This is a genomic window from Flavobacterium ammonificans (assembly GCF_020886115.1).
GTDB lineage: Bacteria > Bacteroidota > Bacteroidia > Flavobacteriales > Flavobacteriaceae > Flavobacterium > Flavobacterium ammonificans.
The window spans coordinates 1-16,860 of record NZ_AP025185.1; the positions used below are offsets into that span (position 1 = coordinate 1).

At 33.3% G+C, this 16,860-nt stretch carries 16 protein-coding genes; 11 read left to right on the top strand and 5 right to left on the bottom strand.

Features of this window, described 5'->3' with window-relative positions:
* Positions 1 to 100: 100 nt before the first annotated feature.
* The 8 genes from dnaA (at position 101) to scpA (ending at position 8,524) form a co-directional block, all read left to right on the top strand.
* Positions 101 to 1,528, top strand: a complete 1,428-nt coding sequence (gene dnaA, locus LPC20_RS00005) for a chromosomal replication initiator protein DnaA (RefSeq protein ID WP_229317207.1) — start codon at positions 101 to 103, stop codon at positions 1,526 to 1,528.
* 7 nt (positions 1,529 to 1,535) lie between these two features.
* The gene (locus LPC20_RS00010) at positions 1,536 to 2,003 is read left to right on the top strand and encodes a low molecular weight protein-tyrosine-phosphatase (RefSeq protein ID WP_229325259.1); all 468 of its coding nucleotides are present in this window, start codon (positions 1,536 to 1,538) and stop codon (positions 2,001 to 2,003) included.
* Between the two features lie 32 nt (positions 2,004 to 2,035).
* Entirely contained in the window at positions 2,036 to 2,758 is a 723-nt protein-coding gene (locus tag LPC20_RS00015; RefSeq protein WP_229325261.1) for an SAM-dependent methyltransferase, read from the top strand.
* Positions 2,759 to 2,848: 90 nt separating this feature from the next.
* The gene (locus LPC20_RS00020) at positions 2,849 to 3,730 is read left to right on the top strand and encodes an SDR family oxidoreductase (RefSeq protein WP_229325263.1); all 882 of its coding nucleotides are present in this window, start codon (positions 2,849 to 2,851) and stop codon (positions 3,728 to 3,730) included.
* Between the two features lie 152 nt (positions 3,731 to 3,882).
* Complete coding sequence (gene udk / locus LPC20_RS00025) at positions 3,883 to 4,494, top strand: uridine kinase (protein ID WP_229325265.1); 612 nt, start codon at positions 3,883 to 3,885, stop codon at positions 4,492 to 4,494.
* A 128-nt stretch (positions 4,495 to 4,622) separates the two neighbouring features.
* Positions 4,623 to 4,949, top strand: a complete 327-nt coding sequence (locus LPC20_RS00030; RefSeq protein ID WP_229325268.1) for an FtsB family cell division protein — start codon at positions 4,623 to 4,625, stop codon at positions 4,947 to 4,949.
* Positions 4,950 to 4,987: 38 nt separating this feature from the next.
* The gene (locus LPC20_RS00035) at positions 4,988 to 6,352 is read left to right on the top strand and encodes a methylmalonyl-CoA mutase subunit beta (RefSeq protein ID WP_229325270.1); all 1,365 of its coding nucleotides are present in this window, start codon (positions 4,988 to 4,990) and stop codon (positions 6,350 to 6,352) included.
* A gap of 45 nt (positions 6,353 to 6,397) precedes the next feature.
* A complete protein-coding gene (gene scpA, locus LPC20_RS00040; protein ID WP_229325272.1) occupies positions 6,398 to 8,524 on the top strand; it encodes a methylmalonyl-CoA mutase in 2,127 nt (708 codons plus the stop codon).
* Positions 8,525 to 8,583: 59 nt separating this feature from the next.
* Here scpA and LPC20_RS00045 read toward each other — a convergent pair whose 3' ends face one another.
* From LPC20_RS00045 to dapF, 4 genes are all read right to left on the bottom strand, one after another.
* Positions 8,584 to 9,216, bottom strand: a complete 633-nt coding sequence (locus LPC20_RS00045) for a peptidoglycan-binding protein LysM (RefSeq protein ID WP_229325274.1) — start codon at positions 9,214 to 9,216, stop codon at positions 8,584 to 8,586.
* Between the two features lie 234 nt (positions 9,217 to 9,450).
* Positions 9,451 to 10,491 carry an endolytic transglycosylase MltG gene (gene mltG, locus LPC20_RS00050; protein WP_229325276.1) on the bottom strand — a complete coding sequence of 347 codons (1,041 nt, stop codon included), beginning with the start codon at positions 10,489 to 10,491 and terminating at the stop codon, positions 9,451 to 9,453.
* 18 nt (positions 10,492 to 10,509) lie between these two features.
* Positions 10,510 to 11,037 carry a GNAT family N-acetyltransferase gene (locus LPC20_RS00055; protein WP_229325278.1) on the bottom strand — a complete coding sequence of 176 codons (528 nt, stop codon included), beginning with the start codon at positions 11,035 to 11,037 and terminating at the stop codon, positions 10,510 to 10,512.
* Positions 11,038 to 11,046: 9 nt separating this feature from the next.
* A complete protein-coding gene (dapF, locus tag LPC20_RS00060) occupies positions 11,047 to 11,829 on the bottom strand; it encodes a diaminopimelate epimerase (RefSeq protein WP_229325280.1) in 783 nt (260 codons plus the stop codon).
* A gap of 129 nt (positions 11,830 to 11,958) precedes the next feature.
* Here dapF and LPC20_RS00065 point away from each other — a divergent pair, with 129 nt between their 5' ends.
* A complete protein-coding gene (locus LPC20_RS00065) occupies positions 11,959 to 13,359 on the top strand; it encodes a Do family serine endopeptidase (RefSeq protein ID WP_229325282.1) in 1,401 nt (466 codons plus the stop codon).
* A gap of 156 nt (positions 13,360 to 13,515) precedes the next feature.
* A complete protein-coding gene (locus LPC20_RS00070; protein ID WP_229325285.1) occupies positions 13,516 to 14,964 on the top strand; it encodes a glyceraldehyde-3-phosphate dehydrogenase in 1,449 nt (482 codons plus the stop codon).
* A gap of 96 nt (positions 14,965 to 15,060) precedes the next feature.
* Here LPC20_RS00070 and LPC20_RS00075 read toward each other — a convergent pair whose 3' ends face one another.
* Positions 15,061 to 15,522 carry an Lrp/AsnC family transcriptional regulator gene (locus LPC20_RS00075; protein ID WP_229325287.1) on the bottom strand — a complete coding sequence of 154 codons (462 nt, stop codon included), beginning with the start codon at positions 15,520 to 15,522 and terminating at the stop codon, positions 15,061 to 15,063.
* A gap of 209 nt (positions 15,523 to 15,731) precedes the next feature.
* On the opposite strand from LPC20_RS00075, the gene ald reads away from it, so the two are divergent.
* A complete protein-coding gene (gene ald, locus LPC20_RS00080) occupies positions 15,732 to 16,844 on the top strand; it encodes an alanine dehydrogenase (protein WP_229325289.1) in 1,113 nt (370 codons plus the stop codon).
* The last annotated feature ends 16 nt before the right edge of the window (positions 16,845 to 16,860 follow it).

Below are 16,860 nucleotides of genomic sequence, written 5' to 3' on the forward strand. Positions count from 1 at the left end.
AAATTTGTTCACATATTTGTTGTCCCAGAAAAATACAAGAATAGCCCCACCTTTTTTTGTAATAAAATAGTAACCAAACTTAAATAATTTAACCGAATATATGAACAAAACTGCTCAATCAGTATGGGAAAACTGTTTATCTTTCATAAAAGATAATATTCAAGACCAAGCCTACAAAACTTGGTTTGAACCAATCAAGTCAGTTGAGCTTACCGATAACGCATTATATATTCAAGTACCAAGTAAATTTTTCTACGAATGGTTAGAAGAACATTACGTTAAATTATTAAAAGTTGCGCTTACCAAAGAACTCGGGAAAAACGCAAAGTTACTCTATAAAATTAAAATGGAGAACACTTATGGTAATAAACAACCCTACACGGAACAATTACCAAGTGCTAACAGAGCGCAAATGAAACCGCAAGATGTTGATGCTCCGTTAAAAAATTTAAACCCTGAACTTAAAAATCCGTTTGTAATTCCAGGAATTCGTAATTTAAAAATCGAATCTCAATTGAATGCCAACTATAGTTTTGACAATTTCTTAGAAGGAGATTCAAACCGATTGGCACGTTCTGCTGGTATGGCTGTAGCCAACAAACCAGGAGGAACTTCTTTCAATCCACTATTGATTTTTGGAGGAGTTGGTTTAGGAAAAACACACTTAGCTCACGCTATTGGTGTAGAAATTAAAGACAAATACCCTGAAAAAACAGTTTTGTATATTTCTGCTGAAATTTTTACGCAACAATATATTGACTCTGTTAAGAAAAATACTAGAAATGATTTTATTCATTTCTACCAATTGATTGATGTTTTAATTATTGATGATGTTCAATTCCTTTCTGGAAAATCAGGAACTCAAGATGTATTCTTCCATATTTTCAATTACTTACACCAAAACGGAAAACAAGTTATCTTGACTTCTGACAAGGCTCCTGTTGACATGCAAGACATTGAACAACGTTTATTGTCTCGTTTCAAATGGGGATTGTCTGCTGAATTGCACCAACCTGATTACGAAACTAGAGTTTCTATCTTAAAGAATATTCTGTATCGTGATGGTGTTGAAATGCCAGAAGAAATAATTGAATATGTTGCTCGTAATATCAAAACGAATGTTAGAGAATTAGAAGGTGCAATCATCTCTCTAATCGCTCAATCTTCTTTCAACAAAAAAGAAGTAACCATTGAATTAGCGAAAAGCATCGTAGAGAAATTCGTAAAGAATGTCAAACGCGAAATTTCTATCGATTATATTCAAAAAATTGTTTCCGACTATTTCCAATTGGACTTAGAAACACTACAATCAAAAACTAGAAAAAGACACGTTGTTCAAGCTAGACAATTAGCGATGTTTTTTGCTAAGAAATTTACCAAAGCTTCTTTAGCAAACATTGGATCTCAAATTGGAGATCGCGACCACGCTACTGTATTACACGCTTGTAAAACTGTTGATAATCTAGTATCTACTGATAAACAATTCAAAAAGTTTGTTGAAGATATCCACAAAAAATTAACCTTATAGGCAGCAAATGTCCGTAAAAATCGTAATGGTTTGTTTGGGAAATATTTGTCGGTCACCTTTGGCCGAAGGAATATTAGCTTCTAAATTACCTAAAGACAAATTTACTGTTGATTCTGCAGGAACTGGTTCTTGGCACATAGGTCAATCGCCTGACGAACGTTCCGTGGCCGTTGCCAAAAAAAACGGACTAGACATTTCCAACCAAAAAGGGAGACAATTCAGCAGTGCCGACTTTGATACTTTTGACTACATCTTTGTAATGGATAATTCCAATTATGACAATGTTATCGCTTTGGCAGAGACCAAAGAACAAAAAGAAAAGGTAACACTTATCATGAATGAATTACATCCGTCACAAAACAAGGAAGTCCCTGATCCCTATTTTGGAATGCACAACGGATTTGACATTGTTTATAACATGTTGGATGAAGTTTGCGATAGTATTGCTCAAAAGTTGATTACCAAACATCAATAAACCCTATTTTTCCGAATCTAAAAATCACTGTTATGAATACAAAGACATCTTTAGGAAAACTGTATTTAATTCCGGTTACTATGGGAGAAAGCGATCCTATGGATGTATTACCTCAAACAGTAAAAAGAGCCATAGAGTTAATCGACTGTTATATAGTAGAAAATGAAAAAACAGCTCGTAAGTCTATAAAAGCAGTACTTCCCGAAAAAAAGCAGTCTGAACTCGTACTTTTCGCATTGAATAAACATACCGATGCGAAAGAACACCTTAGTTTTATCCAACCTTTGTTAGAAGGCAAAAACGTAGGATTAATGAGTGAAGCAGGTTGTCCTGGTGTAGCTGATCCTGGTGCAGTCATTGTAAAATTGGCTCACGAAAAAGGGATTCAAGTCATTCCACTTGTTGGACCTTCCTCTATTGTATTAGCTATGATGGCTTCAGGAATGAATGGACAGAGTTTTACTTTTAATGGATATTTACCCATTGACAAAAGTGATAAAAAATCAGCTTTGAAAAATTTAGAAAAATTGTCTTTTGACAAAAATCAATCGCAAATTTTTATTGAAACACCCTACCGCAACAATAAATTATTAGAAGATATTCTACAAGCCTTACAACCTTCAACACACCTTTGTATTGCAACTGATATTACCTTACCAACAGAATATATCAAAACTTTACGCGCTTCCGATTGGAAAAAGACAAAAGTAGATTTGCACAACCGACCTACAATTTTTATTATTCATAAATTTTAATTTGTTATAAAAATTTTAAGCATATTTCTTAAAATATTATGCATGCATACTATTTATTACTTATATTTACTTCATTAAACAAATGAAACTATGAGTTATACAGATAAAATGCTGCGCGATGACGCATTAAAAGGAAAAGTAATTGTGGTTACAGGTGGCGGAAGCGGTTTGGGCAAAGCTATGACTAAATATTTTTTGGAATTAGGAGCCAAAGTAGCCATTACTTCTCGTGATTTAGACAAACTAAAAAACACTGCTGCCGAATTAGAAACACAAACTGGCGGAACTTGTTTACCTATTCAATGTGACGTTCGTCATTATGAAGAAGTAGAAAACATGCTTCAAGAAACATTGAAAACGTTTGGCAAAGTAGATATTTTATTAAACAATGCAGCAGGTAATTTCATTTCGCCTACAGAGCGTTTATCATCAAATGCATTTGACACCGTCATTGATATTGTTCTAAAGGGAACCAAAAACTGTACGCTCGCTTTTGGAAAGCATTGGATTGATACCAAACAAACTTCATCAACTGTACTTAACATTGTTACTACCTATGCTTGGACAGGTTCAGCTTATGTTGTACCAAGCGCCACTGCAAAAGCAGGAGTATTGGCTATGACAAAAAGTTTAGCCGTAGAATGGGCAAAATACGGGATTCGTACCAATGCCATTGCGCCAGGGCCATTTCCAACTAAAGGAGCTTGGGATCGATTATTACCAGGTGATTTAGCTGAAAAATTTGATATGGCTAAAAAAGTACCCTTAAAACGTGTGGGCGATCATCAAGAATTAGCCAATTTAGCTGCCTATTTAGTTTCTGACTTTTCTGCCTATATTAATGGAGAAGTGGTAGTCATTGACGGAGGTGAATGGTTAAAAGGTGCCGGACAATTTAATCTTCTAGAGGATATTCCTGCTGAAATGTGGGATATGCTAGAAATGATGATTAAAGCAAAGAAAAACAAATAAATCAAAACATTAAAAGAGCACTATTTTTAGTTGCTCTTTTTTTTATTCTGTAAAAAAATTAAATATATCAATTTAGCAAACATTTAGTAAAAAAGGAAATCACTCAGAATAAAATTCCTATTTTTGTTAGGTAAACATTATAATCACAATTTATGCTCATTATAGGAATTGCAGGAGGAACTGGAAGTGGTAAAACAACTGTAGTCAATCAAATCGTAAATGAATTACCAGAAACTGAAGTGGGGATTATTTCACAAGATTCTTATTATAAAGAGAATGTTGGAATGACTTATGAAGAAAGAGCTGCAATTAATTTTGATCATCCTAGATCAATAGATTTTGAGTTATTGGTAGAGCATCTTAAAGAATTAAAAGCAGGTAATAACATCAATCAACCCGTTTATTCTTTTGTTTCTCACAATAGAACAAGCGACACTGTTTTTACTCATCCTAGAAAAGTAATGGTTGTTGAAGGAATTTTAATTTTAACCAATCCCGAATTGAGAGACCTTTTTGATGTAAAAATTTATGTTCAAGCTGATCCAGACGAGCGTCTAATTCGTAGATTAAAAAGAGATATCGCAGATCGTGGTAGAGATATGAATGAAGTACTCAACAGATACCAAACTACTTTAAAACCAATGCACCAGCAATTTATTGAACCTACAAAAGCATTTGCCGATATTATCATCCCTAACGACAAATACAACACTGTAGCGATCGATGTAGTTCGTGCCGTAATTAATCAAAAATTAAACGTTTAATAAAATAATATTTATCTAAAATCCAATTGTAACACAATTTTATTTTGGAGCTTTTTCCCGCTTTACGTTACAATCCATTCTAAAAAGAATGGGATTTTCACTGCAATCGGGGCTAAAATATAGAAACAATGACAAATCCGCTTAAAAACAAATCTTGGTTTAAACTATTGAGCAACAAATACATTTTAGTATTAGTGTTTTTTACGGGCTGGATGCTTTTTTTAGACAACTATTCGTATTTCGATCATCGCTTCTTAGACAATCAAATCGACGAATTAGAAGACAATAAATCGTATTACCAAGAAGAAATCAAGAAAGACAAAAGGCATATAAAAGAACTCAAGAATATTGAATATGTTGAGAAATATGCACGTGAAAAATATTATATGAAGAAAGATAGTGAAGACATTTATATCATAGAGTTTGAAGGAGACAGTGCCATCAAAACAAAATAAATTATCTCTTCTATTTTTAATTCGAAACAACAACGCTAATGAAACCTCTTTTTACAAATTTCGCTCCTGTTTCTGCCAAAGAATGGAAACAAAAAATTCAGTTTGAACTGAAAGGTGCTGATTACAATGAAACACTTATTTGGAATTCCCCTGACGACATCAAGGTAAAACCATTTTATGACAAAGAAGATGTAAAAGAAGTAATCTCAGTAACTACAAAAGCTTCTGAATTTAAAATTTGTCAAAATATTTTTGTCCACGACATCAATAAATCAATAGAACGTGCTTTAGATAGTTTAGCAAGAGGTGCTGAAAGTATCCGTTTCTCAATTGAAGACGAAACTATAGCTATTGAAAAATTACTAGAAAAATTACCTTTAGAAAGCACACCTATATTCTTTCATTTGAATTTTATTTCAATCGATTTCGTTCAAAAGATCGAATCAATTGCAACAAAAAGAAAAGCCACTATCTATTGCAATATAGATCCGATTGGGCAATTAGCAAAAGAGGGAAATTGGTTCACTACATCAGAAAAAAATAATTTTGAAACCCTAAATAATCTTGTCAAAAGAGACAACGCTCTTTCACTTATTAGTGTAAATGGTGCTTTATATCAGAATTCTGGGGCTACTATTGTACAGCAAATTGCGTATACTTTAGCTCACGCTAATGAGTATTTCAATCACATCGAACTTTCTAAACCCCAAACTATGGTTTTAGAAATTGCTGTTGGAACCAATTACTTTTTTGAAATCGCTAAACTAAGAGCTATCCGTTTACTTTTCAATTTAATTGCGAAGGAGTACAATCAAAATTGGAATTGTAATTTAGTCGTTACACCTACCAAAAGAAATAAAACACTGTATGATTACAACGTGAATATGCTTCGTACAACTACTGAATGTATGAGCGCAATTCTTGGAGGTGCGGATACTATTGCGAATCTACCTTATGATGCTTTATATCACAAAGACAATGAATTTGGAGATCGAATAGCTCGAAACCAATTACTGATTTTAAAAAATGAAAGCTATTTTGATAAAGTTAATAATCCATCAGATGGAAGTTATTACATAGAAAGTTTGACACAGCAATTAGCTGATAAAGCTTTAGTATTATTTAAAGATATTGAAGCTAATGGAGGCTTTTTAAAGCAACTGAATGAAGGAATCATCAAAAGAAAAATTCAAGAAAGCGCCGATAAAGAACAAGATTTGTTTGATTCTGGAAAAGAAATTTTATTGGGAACAAACAAACACGCTAACAAAGACGATCGAATGAAACACGATTTGGAACTTTTCCCTTTCGTTAAAATAAAACCAAGGAAAACGCTCATCACTCCTATTATTGAGCGGCGTCTCGCAGAGAAAATCGAACAAGAACGATTAGAAAAAGAGTAATTGTTTAGTATCCAAATAATGTCAAATAGAAATTTGTCACCAAAAATGAAAAGAAAAGACCTGCAACATATTCAAATCAAATCTGTAGAAAAGTTAGAAAATGAAATAAAAGCAAAGGCTGAATTTCAAACTGCTGAGGGAATTGCTTTGAAGCAAACTTATACTGAACAAGATATTCAACAATTAGAGCATTTGGATTTTGGTGCTGGATTTGCGCCTAATTTACGTGGTCCTTATGCTACAATGTATGTACGACGCCCTTGGACAGTGCGTCAATATGCAGGATTTTCTACTGCCGAAGAAAGTAATGCTTTTTACAGACGTAATTTAGCAGCAGGGCAAAAAGGACTTTCTATTGCTTTTGATTTACCAACGCACCGTGGCTACGATTCAGATCACGAACGTGTTGTGGGCGATGTTGGAAAAGCAGGAGTAGCGATTGATTCTGTTGAAGATATGAAGGTTTTGTTTGACCAAATTCCATTAGATGAAATGTCAGTTTCCATGACGATGAATGGTGCTGTGTTACCGATTATGGCTTTTTATATAGTAGCAGCCGAAGAACAAGGTGTTACTCCAGACAAACTTTCAGGTACAATTCAAAACGACATTTTGAAAGAGTTTATGGTTCGAAACACCTATATCTACCCTCCTACTCCTTCGATGAAAATCATCGCTGATATTTTTGAGTTTACGAGCAAAAATATGCCTAAATTTAACTCCATATCCATTTCGGGTTATCACATGCAAGAAGCTGGAGCTACTGCTGATATTGAGTTAGCATACACTTTAGCAGATGGTTTAGAATACATTCGAACTGGTTTAGCTGCAGGAATGAAAATAGATGAATTTGCGCCGAGACTTTCTTTCTTTTGGGCAATTGGAATGAATCATTTTATGGAAATTGCAAAAATGCGTGCGGGACGAATGATTTGGGCTAAATTAGTACAACAATTCGAACCTAAAGACGACAAATCGCTAGCATTACGTACCCATTGTCAAACATCAGGTTGGAGTTTAACCGAACAAGATCCTTTTAATAATGTTGCTCGAACTTGTATTGAAGCGGCAGCGGCAGCTTTTGGTGGAACGCAATCATTACATACCAATGCCTTAGACGAAGCGATTGCTTTGCCTACTGATTTTTCTGCTAGAATTGCTCGAAACACCCAATTGTATCTACAAGATGAAACTAAAATCACCAAAACCGTTGATCCTTGGGCTGGAAGCTATTATGTAGAAAATCTAACACATGAAATTGCTCAGAGTGCTTGGAAATTAATTGAAGAGGTTGAGGAATTAGGTGGAATGACTAAAGCGATTGAGTCTGGAATCCCTAAACTTCGAATTGAAGAAGCTGCTGCGAGAAAGCAAGCTCGAATTGATAGCGGACAAGATATCATTGTAGGCGTAAACCAATACCGTTTAGAGAAAGAAGATCCACTACAAATTTTGGACGTAGATAATCAAATGGTGCGCAGACAACAATTAGAACAATTGGATCGCATTAAATCTTCTCGAAATAATGAAGAGGTTAAAAAAAGTCTAGAAAAATTAATCCATTGTGCTAAATCAGGAGAGGGTAATTTATTAGAAATTGCTGTTGAAGCAGCTAGAAACAGAGCTACTTTAGGAGAAATCAGTGATGCCTTAGAAACTATTTTTGGTAGATACAAAGCACAAATTAAATCGTTTAGCGGTGTGTATAGTAAAGAAATAAAAAACGACGAAAGTTTTGAAAAAGCAAAACAGTTAGCCAATGTTTTTGCCGAAAAAGAAGGTAGAAGACCTCGAATTATGATTGCTAAAATGGGACAAGACGGACATGATCGTGGCGCCAAAGTAGTAGCAACAGGTTATGCCGATGTAGGTTTTGATGTGGACATTGGTCCTTTATTTCAAACTCCTGCAGAAGCAGCAAAACAAGCCGTGGAAAATGATGTTCATATCCTAGGTGTATCATCTTTGGCTGCGGGTCACAAAACCTTAGTACCACAAGTGATTGAAGAACTTAAAAACTACGGCCGAGAAGATATTATGGTTGTGGTAGGAGGTGTTATTCCTGCACAAGATTACCAGTTCTTATTTGATGCTGGCGCAGTCGCCGTTTTTGGTCCAGGAACTAAAATTAGTGATGCTGCCATTAAAATATTGGAAATTTTAATAGATTAATTTATACTAAAAATGGCGGTCAAAATTGACCGCCATTTTATTTGTAATTTAAATAATTATTAGATTGAAGCGTGTTTATCTGCTTCTATAAATGAGGTGTCATATCCACCAAATGCTTTCATATAACTAACAATTGAAGTTCCGTAAGCATCCCTGAAATAACGCTTCCCGTTGGATCTAAAAAATCTTTTAACCGTACGCACACCACCTAAATGTGCTGCAGCTAAAATCCCAGATTCTGTAATATGAATTCCATTAATAACAGTTCCATCGTATTTTTCTATCTCTTTTCGGAGTAACCATTTGTTTTTAGCTAATAAGGTTACAAAAGCTTTCTCTTGTAATTCTGGATTATTTAAAAAAGCTCTCGTGTTGTAAATCCCAATGGTTCTTAAAGTACTAGAACCGAATTGATATTTTCCTAAATATCCTAAAGAATTGGTTCTTCTGTACTTTCCTTGCGACTCTTTAAAAGCAATAGCTTCTTTATAGCCTATGAAAAAATTTCCAGTGTAAGGAATATTTAGTTTTGCGTAATCTTCCTGGCGTTGTGAAGGGAAAAGATAGTAGGATTCATTAGATCCATCTGTTAGAAACCAAGGATTGGAATCTAAATTAAAAGGTTTAAAACCTAGGCTTAAAAAAGCAATAATCAGTAGTAAAGTGGAATAAAAATGCCATTTCTTTATCATAAATTGTTTTTCTTCTAAAGCTGTCACCCTCAGAAATTTCTACGGTACAAATATACAACAAAAAATACGGTGCTTAAAATCAGTGTATTAAAGTTTTGTTAAACGATTTATTAACAATTTAGAAACATACAAAACAGCTAAGATGCAACAGAAGTAAAGGGTTTTAAAATGAAAAAGAGAATCAAAACTTTAAACTCAATAAAAAAAGCGAAAATTATTTTCGCTTTTTTTATTTTATCTTTTCACTCCTTGACTATTAATCCAATTGTAATATTTTTTGGCATTTTGTTCGTGTTCAGCTTGGGTTACGGCAAAATCATGATACCCAAAACGAGTTACGCTCGCGCAAAAATAAATGAAGTTGTGTTTTTCTGGATTTAAAACCGCCTCAATTGCTGATATATCTGGCATTGCAATTGGACCTGGTGGTAAGCCAGCACTATAATAAGTGTTGTAAGGCGAAGCAACTTGTAAATCTTTATTCAATACTCTTTTAATTACCTGCTTAAAGTCATTGGATTTCTTTTTAACTGCAAAAATTACGGTCGGGTCTGCTTGTAACAAAATACCTCTGTGTAAACGATTCAAGTATACCCCTGCAATTCTAGGTCTTTCATCCTTTTTAACCGATTCTTTATGAACAATAGAAGCCAAAATAGTGGCCTCAATAGGAGTCAATCCTTGCGCTTTAGCTTTAGCAACTCGCTCTTCATTCCAAAAATTGCGGTATTCCTTAATCATTTTATCTCGGAATTTTACCGCTGTAGTATTCCAATACAATTCATAGGTATTCGGAATAAACATTGTTAAAACATTGTCTTCATTAAATCCATTTTCTGCCAAAAAAGTAGCATCCTTAAAAACCGTCAATAATGAAAGACTATCTGCTTCTATTTCAGAACCTATTCTTCCAGCAAAATCTTCCAAACGCTCTTGATTATTGAACGAGAGTTTTACTTCAGTATTGATTCGTAAAGCATTAATTAATTCGTTGCTATTCATTCCTTTCTTGAATAGAAACTTACCTGGCTTTACATTATTCGGATATTTCTTTTTATATGCTACAGCATCAAATCTTTCAATGTCATCTACATAAGGTGCTACAATCTTTTTAACTGATTCGTAATCCGAATCCGTTGGAATATAAACATACATTTCAGCTTCTTCGAATTTAGTATTTGAAGAGAAAATTTGGTTTACTAAAATTAAACCATAAATAATAAGACCTGAAATAAGAACAATAGTAACTGTAGTTATAGCTTTTTTGAAATTCAAAATAATACTTAATTTAAATTATTGATTTAGTAATTGAAATAGTGCTTCATCTTTAAACGTTCCATTTACTAACGTCCAATCTTTTTTTACTCCTATTTCCTGGAAGCCAAATTTAGTAAAAAGTGCTAAACTAGCTAAATTATCTGTTGCAATATTTGCATACAATTGATGTAAATTCAAATTATGAAATGCATATTGGATCATCAAATGTAATGCTTCAGAACCAATATTTTTATTTCTATCATTTATAGACTGAATTACAATACCAATTCCAGCTCGTCTATTCTGAGGATCAAAGTCAAACAAATCGATTAGACCCAAAGCAGGAAAATCTTCGTCTTGGCAAATGGCCAATCGTAACTGTTTGGCCTCATAAATATCTTGATGGGCATTCTCTAGGTATTGTTTCACTAAAAACCTGCTGTATGGCGTTTGAGTATTACTGACTTCCCAAATACTTTGGTCGTTCTCCATAGCATAAACAAACTCCAAATCATTGGGTTCTAATGCACGTAAATAGATATTCTTGCCTTTTAGAGTGATCATGTCTTGAATTTATATTTCAATCCTTCCTTTATAAACAAACTCTGCAGGCCCTTTCAAAAATACGTTAGTATATTTTCCATTTTCAATATCAAATGAAACTGATAATTTGCCACCTTCAACATTCAAATTAATAGCGTTTAAATTTGTTTGTCCAGTTGCATTCATAGCAATTGCAACAGCAGTTGCTCCTGTACCACAAGCTAAGGTTTCTCCCTCTACTCCTCTTTCATAGGTTCGCAAAGAAAAAGTGTTCTCGTTAATTTTTTTTACAAAATTGATATTACTACCTTCTTTCCCATACAAGTCTCCATATCGAATGGTAGCGCCATTTTCTTTGACATTGTAATTTTCTAGATCTGCTACCAATTGAACATGATGAGGAGAACCTGTATTCAAAAAAGAATATTCGGATGTATTTTTAATCTCAGTCACATCAATCATTTGTAATGATACAATATTCTCTTCAGAAACTGTCGCATAATGCAAACCATCCGAAGCAATAAATGTAGTCTCGTTTTGAATTATATTCAGTTTTTTTGCAAAAGCGACTAAACAGCGTCCACCATTACCACACATAGAACTCAAATTACCATCTGAATTGTAATACACCATTCTGAAATCGGTATCTGCATCAGTATCCAACAAAATCAATCCATCGGCACCAATTCCAAAACGTCTGTCACACAAATGCGCAACTAATTCTGTGTTTTCTTTTGGGAAAATACCAGCGCGATTGTCAATCATAACAAAATCGTTTCCCGTTCCTTGGTATTTATAAAATTCTATTTGCATAAATATAAATTATGAAACAAAAGTACGAACTATTAATGAAATGTTAATCACTGTTAAAGTGCGTTAAACTGTTTTTTACAAAAGAATTTCTATTATAAATTTACACGTAAATTTTAAACCAAAATCATTATGAATCGCTTTTCAAGTCTATTTTTAGTATCGCTTTTAAGTGGCGCTGTGACACTAAGTGCATACAAATTATTATTTGAACCTAATGGTTATTTTTCTAAAAACACCAACGGCCTGGTAACTGAAGCCTCAGATTTTTATGGAAAAAGGGTTGGGTATTCACCAGAGAATGTTGATTTTACCACCTCTGCTGAAAAAACTATTCATACAGTAGTTCACGTTAAAAACGTTTCAAGAAGAACCATTACCAATCCAATTATGGAATTCTTTTATGGATATGGCGGTAGCCAACAACAAGAACAAATTGGTACTGGTTCTGGAGTAATCATCTCAGAGGATGGTTATATAGTAACTAATAACCACGTAGTAAAAGATGCTAACGAAATTGAAATTACTTTAAATAATAAAAAATCCTATAAAGCAAAACTTATTGGTACCGATTCTAAAATGGATATTGCTTTGCTTAAAATCAATGCCGATGAAAAATTACCATACACAGCTTTCGCCAACTCTGATTCAGTAAAAATTGGAGAATGGGTATTAGCTGTTGGAAATCCGTACAACTTAACTTCTACAGTTACTGCCGGAATTGTATCTGCAAAGGCACGAAATTTAGATACAAGCGGAATACAATCTTTTATTCAAACCGATGCGGCGGTGAACCCTGGAAATAGTGGTGGTGCATTAGTAAACACTCGTGGTGAATTAATTGGGATTAACACTATGATCAGTTCCCCTACTGGAAGTTACACCGGCTATTCATTTGCTGTTCCATCCAACATTGCACGGAAAATAATAGAAGATATTATGGAGTATGGCAATGTACAGCGAGGAATACTAGGAGTTGAAGGGGGCGAATTAAATTCAAAGTCGTCCAAAGAATTAGGCATATCTCAAACAGAAGGATTCTATGTAAATAAAGTAACTAAAAGATCTGGAGCAGAAAAAGCTGGACTTCAAAAAGGTGACGTTATTATAAAACTAGACAATCAATCGGTAGCAACTTTTGCAGATTTATCCGGTTATATCAATACCAAAAGACCTAATGACAAAGTAGCTGTTACAATAATTAGAGAAGGTAAAAATAAAGTAATACCTGTAATTCTAAGTAAGAACGATAATTTCAACACCGAGTTTAAAGGCCTCGAATTAGAAAATATTGATTCAAATGACAAAAAAAGATTCCGTTTAAATTATGGTGTGAAAATTAAAGCTATAACAAATGAGAATTTAAAAGCCTATGAAAGAGAACTTTTAGGCAATATTATTTTAAGTATTGATAATTTAAAGGCAACCGATATTGAAACTGTTTCTAAATTATTAAATAACAAAGAAGAAGGTCAAAGTATTCGCATTGAAATGATCAACCAGAACGGAGAAATTTTCAGAATTATTATTTAGTTTTACTTGTAGTTTTTTAAAAAAGCCATCTTGAAAATTCAAGATGGCTTTTTTATTAATTTTTCAATAAATAAATTTACGAAATCGATTGAAATTTTATATTTTTGAAAAATAAATAATTTTTAATCAGTAAAAAGGCATAATCTATAAATTTTAATGAAAACTACACATTTATATCAAAAAGAAGTTACTCTACAAGCAGATAGAAGGCAAATAAGTGCCGAATTAATCAAAATAATTAGTGACTTATGGTACGAAAAATCAATAGAGATTGTTTTATTCAGAAACCAATTAATTGATAAGAATGTAAGTGAAATATTAAATCTACACGAATATGCTGGAGCTTTTGTTGGAAAACCAATATCCATTTTTCATTCTATTGATATTGCCCGTGCTTTATCAGAAATTCAATTACCACCATCCAAATTGGATCTTGGAAAACTAACCTACGAGTTTGGTTTAGAAGAAGATAAATACCCAAATGCAAGGTATTTTGTAATGGAGAAGTTAAAAAAAGCTAAATCATCTAAAGAAATAAAACCAAAAGATGTAGTTCTCTATGGTTTTGGAAGAATTGGAAGGCTTTTAGCACGTGAGTTGGTTTCGAAAACAGGAAAAGGCGATCAACTTCGATTAAGAGCCATTGTGGTTCGTGAAAAAAATGACGCAATTACACTAGAAAAAAGGGCTTCTCTATTACGATATGATTCTATACATGGAGATTTTATGGGTTCTGTGGTTGCAGATGCTAAAAATAATGCCCTTATCATCAATGGTACAACTGTACATGTTATATCTGCTAGTAGTCCTGAAGAAATAGATTATACAAAATGGAATATTAAAAATGCTTTAGTAATAGATAATACTGGCGCATTTACAACGCAAGAAGCGTTAAGTCGTCACTTAAAATCTAAAGGAGCGCATAAAGTATTGCTAACAGCTCCAGGAAAAGGAGTTCCTAATATTGTTCATGGAGTAAATCAAAACGAATACAATCCAGACGAGATTGATATTTTTTCAGCTGCTTCTTGCACCACCAATGCAATAACGCCTATTTTAAAAGTAATAGAAGATTCTTTAGGCATTGTAAAAGGTCATTTAGAAACGATTCATGCCTATACCAATGATCAAAATTTAGTTGACAATATGCACAAAAAATACCGCCGTGGTCGTGCAGCTGCATTAAATATGGTGATTACAGAAACGGGAGCTGGAACAGCGGTAGCAAAGGCAATCCCTTCTTTGGATGGAAAATTAACTTCAAATGCCATACGAGTTCCAGTACCCAACGGTTCTTTGGTAGTATTAAATTTAGAGGTTAATCAAACTACTACTATAGAAACTATTAATGCAATTATTAAGAAATCTGCTTTAGAAGGTGAATTAGTTGAACAGATAAAATATTCGCTAAATAATGAATTAGTTTCAACTGATATTGTTGGAACCTCTGCACCATCGATTTATGATAGTAACGCAACAATTGTTTCTAAAGATGGTAAAAATATTGTGTTATACATTTGGTATGACAATGAATATGGTTACAGTCATCAAGTAATTCGTTTAGCTAAATACATTGCTAAAGTAAGACGATTTACTTATTATTAATACTCAGCTTTTTGTTATAGTTTTTAGTTTTTTAGTTTGTTTTCTTTAAGCTGAGTTATTTTAAAATCCGTTTCGAATTTGAAACGGATTTTATATTTAAGAAATTGGCATAACTGTAGTCGACTTTACTTCCGAGATAATAAAGAAACTGTTAATCAAAGACACTTCAGGTAAAACAGATAATTTTTGTTGGTGAAAATAATGATAACTATCCATGTCAGCCAAAACCACTTTGAGTAAGTAGTCAAAATTACCTGAAACAAAATTACATTCCACTACTTCAGGCATATTTAGAATAGACTTGTTAAACTCTTCAGAAACATCGTGAGTTTGTTTCACCAAGGTAACTTGACAATAAACCGTTAAATGAATCCCTAGTTTCTTTTTGTTTACGATGGATACATATTTTTCAATAACCCCTTCCTTTTCTAAACGTTTGACTCGATCATGAACAGGAGTTAAGGACAAGTTGATTTTATTTGAAATATCTTTTAAAGTCAAATGTGCATCTTCTTGTAATAACCTAAGTATTTTTTTATCAATGGTGTCGATAGTCATAATAATTATGTAATAAAATTAAACTTGATTCAGTAAGTAGTTAATTTTTCTTTTTACTACTACTTAATAGAATAAATAAAGAAAAATAAACAACTAATTTATAATATAAAAGAAAAAAATACTAAATTATATCCAATATTACAATAATTTTTTCTTAATCAATACATTTGTTAATCAATTTTAGAACTAACTTTTAAAAACTACAATTTATGATAATAGGTGTTCCAAAAGAAATCAAAAACAATGAAAATCGTGTTGCACTTACTCCTGCTGGAGTAGCTGAATTTAAAAAGCACGGTCACCAAATTTATATTCAATCAACCGCAGGAGAAAATAGTGGTTTTAATGATGGTGCTTATGTAAATGCTGGAGCGCAAATTTTGCCAACTATTGAAGCTGTTTACGAAATTGCCGAAATGATTATCAAGGTAAAAGAACCAATAGCTTCTGAATATCCTTTGATTAAAAAAGACCAATTGGTGTTTACCTATTTTCACTTTGCTTCCTCTGAACCATTAACTAAAGCAATGATTGAACGCGATGCAATTTGTTTGGCTTACGAAACCGTAGAAAAAACAGACCGCAGTTTGCCTTTATTAGTGCCAATGTCTGAAGTTGCCGGAAGAATGTCTATTCAAGAAGGTGCCAAATATTTAGAGAAACCTATGCAAGGAAAAGGAATTCTTTTAGGAGGAGTTCCAGGTGTAAACCCTGCAAAAGTAGTTGTCTTAGGAGGTGGTATCGTAGGAACTCAAGCAGCTAAAATGGCTGCTGGTTTTGGTGCCAATGTTACAATTATGGATGTAAGCTTAGCGCGTTTGCGTTATTTATCGGATATAATGCCACCTAATGTAACCACATTAATGTCTAACCATTATAATATTTGTGATGCGATTGCAAATGCTGATTTAGTAATCGGAGCCGTGTTAATTCCTGGAGCAAAAGCACCTCATTTGATCACAAAAGACATGTTAAAATTAATGAGTCCTGGCACTGTTGTAGTGGATGTTGCTGTGGATCAAGGAGGTTGTATTGAAACTTGTACACCAACAACTCATGAAAATCCGACTTTTATTATTGATGGAATAGTTCACTATTGTGTAGCTAATATGCCAGGAGCAGTACCTTACACATCTACCTTAGCTTTGACTAATGCTACCTTGCCATACGCAATTCAATTGGCAAACAAAGGATGGAAAAAAGCGTGTTCTGAAAATGAAGAATTGAAAAAAGGATTAAATATCGCCAATGGTAAAATTGTTTACCAAGGAGTTGCTGAAGCATGGGGATTGCCTTATGAAGAAGTAAGTAGTATTTTATAAAATATTAAGTTCCCCA

Coding starts and splice junctions, on each gene's coding strand:
- udk (WP_229325265.1), top strand. CDS start 3,883: ATGCTCATTATAGGAATTGCAGGAGGAACTGGAAGTGGTAAAACAACT.
- scpA (WP_229325272.1), top strand. CDS start 6,398: ATGAAAAGAAAAGACCTGCAACATATTCAAATCAAATCTGTAGAAAAG.
- dapF (WP_229325280.1), bottom strand. CDS start 11,829: ATGCAAATAGAATTTTATAAATACCAAGGAACGGGAAACGATTTTGTT.
- LPC20_RS00045 (WP_229325274.1), bottom strand. CDS start 9,216: ATGATAAAGAAATGGCATTTTTATTCCACTTTACTACTGATTATTGCT.
- ald (WP_229325289.1), top strand. CDS start 15,732: ATGATAATAGGTGTTCCAAAAGAAATCAAAAACAATGAAAATCGTGTT.
- LPC20_RS00030 (WP_229325268.1), top strand. CDS start 4,623: ATGACAAATCCGCTTAAAAACAAATCTTGGTTTAAACTATTGAGCAAC.
- dnaA (WP_229317207.1), top strand. CDS start 101: ATGAACAAAACTGCTCAATCAGTATGGGAAAACTGTTTATCTTTCATA.
- LPC20_RS00035 (WP_229325270.1), top strand. CDS start 4,988: ATGAAACCTCTTTTTACAAATTTCGCTCCTGTTTCTGCCAAAGAATGG.
- LPC20_RS00065 (WP_229325282.1), top strand. CDS start 11,959: ATGAATCGCTTTTCAAGTCTATTTTTAGTATCGCTTTTAAGTGGCGCT.
- LPC20_RS00055 (WP_229325278.1), bottom strand. CDS start 11,037: ATGATCACTCTAAAAGGCAAGAATATCTATTTACGTGCATTAGAACCC.
- LPC20_RS00015 (WP_229325261.1), top strand. CDS start 2,036: ATGAATACAAAGACATCTTTAGGAAAACTGTATTTAATTCCGGTTACT.
- LPC20_RS00070 (WP_229325285.1), top strand. CDS start 13,516: ATGAAAACTACACATTTATATCAAAAAGAAGTTACTCTACAAGCAGAT.
- LPC20_RS00010 (WP_229325259.1), top strand. CDS start 1,536: ATGTCCGTAAAAATCGTAATGGTTTGTTTGGGAAATATTTGTCGGTCA.
- LPC20_RS00075 (WP_229325287.1), bottom strand. CDS start 15,522: ATGACTATCGACACCATTGATAAAAAAATACTTAGGTTATTACAAGAA.
- LPC20_RS00020 (WP_229325263.1), top strand. CDS start 2,849: ATGAGTTATACAGATAAAATGCTGCGCGATGACGCATTAAAAGGAAAA.